This window comes from Rhizobium sp. BR 317 (assembly GCF_047445835.1).
Classification (GTDB): Bacteria; Pseudomonadota; Alphaproteobacteria; order Rhizobiales; family Rhizobiaceae; genus Rhizobium; species Rhizobium paranaense.
Genome location: NZ_JARWLB010000073.1, coordinates 1 through 2,992, shown reverse-complemented (window position 1 = coordinate 2,992; position 2,992 = coordinate 1). Strand labels below are relative to the sequence as shown.

Annotated in this window: 4 protein-coding genes; 1 reads left to right on the top strand and 3 read right to left on the bottom strand. The window is 54.7% G+C overall.

Annotation, left to right across the window (positions count from 1 at the left end; genetic code table 11):
* Window positions 1–177: 177 nt before the first annotated feature.
* Window positions 178–507 carry a hypothetical protein gene (locus QD357_RS31640; RefSeq protein ID WP_004130061.1) on the bottom strand — a complete coding sequence of 110 codons (330 nt, stop codon included), beginning with the start codon at window positions 505–507 and terminating at the stop codon, window positions 178–180.
* 253 nt (window positions 508–760) lie between these two features.
* Between QD357_RS31640 and QD357_RS31635 the strand changes: the two genes are divergently transcribed.
* Window positions 761–1,018 (top strand): hypothetical protein, encoded by a 258-nt coding sequence (locus QD357_RS31635; protein WP_414125923.1) that lies wholly within the window; start codon window positions 761–763, stop codon window positions 1,016–1,018.
* A gap of 177 nt (window positions 1,019–1,195) precedes the next feature.
* Here the strand turns inward: QD357_RS31635 and QD357_RS31630 are convergent, their stop codons facing one another.
* Together QD357_RS31630 and QD357_RS31625 are read right to left on the bottom strand one after the other, a co-directional pair.
* A complete protein-coding gene (locus QD357_RS31630; protein ID WP_414125922.1) occupies window positions 1,196–2,194 on the bottom strand; it encodes an MBL fold metallo-hydrolase in 999 nt (332 codons plus the stop codon).
* A 614-nt stretch (window positions 2,195–2,808) separates the two neighbouring features.
* Window positions 2,809–2,992, bottom strand: a 184-nt coding sequence (locus tag QD357_RS31625; RefSeq protein ID WP_414125921.1) for a TRAP transporter large permease subunit, incomplete at its 5' end; no start/stop codon positions are given.

The window sequence follows — 2,992 nt, the reverse complement described above, 5'->3', positions numbered from 1 at the left end:
GTTTCATTCTTGACGCCCGAACATTTGCCTTCTTCGACACGACCGAGCGGTGCTGGCGGATAGAGACGGGGGGATTTGCAGTTATGGCTGGGTTCTCGGCCACCGACATCCGTTTGAGTGGAACTGTCACGCAAAAGGGCGCTGTCTTAGCGCTCTAATCGTGCAGAGAATCAAAGACTACGTTTGGTGGTGGTTGAGTCCTAAAATGAGCGCAGTGCGGTGAAGCTCGGTGAATGAGTGAAAGAATGGCTCAAGACGGGCGATATTGTCATCGACAGGAAGGATACCGACCTTCATAGGCGGCGAAGATGGCGTCGGAAGCGTTGGCGGACACGTTCGCGACAGCGTCGGTCCTACAATTTTTTTGATGCCTTTCGCAGTCTCTCGAACTGAGCTCACGCTTGTCGCGAGATCGGAATCGTCAATCGTATCGAGGGCTGCCACATTCTCGTGCAATTCGGCTCGACCGATCTCCTTCAGGACATATGTATCGAGCAGAAATTTCAAGCTTAGTCATCCAGCGCGCTACGATCGGGAGCACCGATCGACACGAGCGATATCGTATCCACCGTGCGAAGATTGCGGGCAGCAAACTTGGATCTCGATGGCCCAACCCTGATCATTCCTGGCAATGCGAAATCTTGTTTTCGGACGCGGAGCCACGGACAGACGCCGTCGCTCTGTGCGGAAACTTGAGCCTGCAGCCCTCTCCAGGTATCTATCGGTCGAGAGCGCAAAATTACAGGCACAGGATGCGGCGATGCTGAAAACCGACACCCGCCAAGCAAATTGGCGCMGTGCTAATCCAGCGAAATATGATGCTCATCTTGCTGTACAGCGAGCCGTAAAGGCAGGCGACCTGGAAAAGCAAACATGTGAGGTCTGCGGGATTGAAACGGTCGACGCCCATCATGATCAATACGACGACCCTTTAAAGGTGCGCTGGTTATGCCGACGGCATCACACAAGGCTTCACCACTACGGCGAGGATATGTTTCCGATCAGGAATTGCCTTTAGGTGCGGTCCGCCGATCGCTCTTGATTTCAGTTGGCGTTCCCGCGTGACTTGATGTCTAGCAACGCGATGAAGGCGCACATTGCTTGTTGCGTAACTTCCGCCATGTGATKATTTCGTTCGACTGCCCTCCGGATAGGATTGACGCGAAGGCATTGCCCTCGCGCCCTTCTCTACCACTCAGTCCAACAGGCTAAGATGTAGTGGCTCAGGAAAATACGCGAAGCCCTCTCCCGCTATGCCAACGTGCCCGTAGCCCGGCCATGGGAAGTGGTAGGACATGAAGGGTATTCTATTGGAGGCCAGCATTTTCAGAATGCGCACACGCGATTGAGCTGACAGTTTGGGATCKGTATCGAACGCAAATTCCATCAAAGGCTTTTCGAACAGAAGCACAGGATGATGAGTGAGGTCGCCGYCATAGCACATTGTCTTTCCTGCTGACTYAATCATAAAGCAGCTATGGCCGAGTGTGTGTCCAGGAGCGCTAATGGCATGAATACCAGGAAGAAACTCTTGTTCGTCCTGGAAAAAAACCATGCGGTCCCGCACGGGTTTGAGGTTGTGGATCGCGGCTTTAACTAGACCGTTGAGATCGCCTCCAAGTTTTTTCTCGTCGGTMCAGAAATCGTAGTCGGTTTGGCTGATGTACACCTGGGCATTTGGAAACGTTGGTTTCCCGTCGTCGCCCCAGATTCCGCCGACGTGGTCCCAATGAGCATGCGAACAGACGACAGCGTCAATATCTTCCAGCGCAATATTCGCGGCGGCCAAGCAAGACTTGAGACGGCCAGTCGTCGGGCCAAATTGCTTAAGCGATCCCATCCCCGTGTCGAACAAAATCAGCTTGCCACCGATGTTTACGACAGGTGCGTTCTGAGCGAGAACGACCTCATCCGTGGGCAGGAAGCTGTGGTTTAGCATGGATMTTATCTCGTCGGCAGGGACGCCGAGAAAGCTTTGTGTCGGGTCGCCGAGCGGAAGTGGGCCGTMTGATACGATGGTTACCTGGGCGTCCCCAATGGCAAATCGATAAAAGTCCGGAGCTTGTGCCCCGGAAACGGGGCTCGCCCCAGCGTGAGCCGCTACACTGTTCGCACCCAAAACGGCTCCACTCAAAGCAGCTCCCCMTGCCAATAGTAAGTTGCGGCGGTCGATCTCGAAACGTTCATTTCCCATTTCACTCCTCCCCATTTGTAAAAATGCGTCTGCAGACCGCGCTTGTCTTGCGACGGATTTCGGCTTTGTCTGCATCGGAAAGGTATCAAGTGGCAGGTCTAGGACAATTGAATTGCAAGTCCATTTCAATGAGCATCGCTCAACAAATGATCTCGCTCCGACCTGCGATTCATCAATCGAAACAACCGGTTTCGGGGTACCGCGTTGGTCCGGCCATCAGATCTCGTTGGCTTTCGGTGAGTTCGAAAGAACTMTTGGCTCCCTGACTGCGGGACGCGGCTCGCATCCGAATATMGGCAAGATTATCGTGGATCGCCTTGGCTGCCTCATTGTTATGTGAGTGGCTCTGCGTCAGGTCGCCAACGGTGTTCATTAAGCGCTCGGAGGATAGATGTTACCTCTTCCCTCGAAGAGCGCACCGCTCCTGAGGAAGAAGCCACGGAAAACCGCGAGGACGTAACGATCTTMGGGTGGGCGCTACATTTCTTCCCGGGCATATTGCGGAGCCAGCAGCATGCTTCTGAAGCGCGTTGCCAGCCCGGCATTCCGCCTTATCCGACATGGTTACGACCGTAGAATGGCCGACTTCTCTACCGGCCGCCTACGGTCGCACGTCATAGGAAGCCGATCGAGATCCAGGGCACCGCTGCGACGATCGCAAGCCCGAGAAGCAGGGCGATCATGTACCCCCACAGCGGCTTTATGCCTTCCACCGGGTTCACACGGCCGATTGCACAGGCGGCATAATAACCGACGCCGAACGGCGGGAGGAACAAGCCCACTCCCATGGCGAGAATG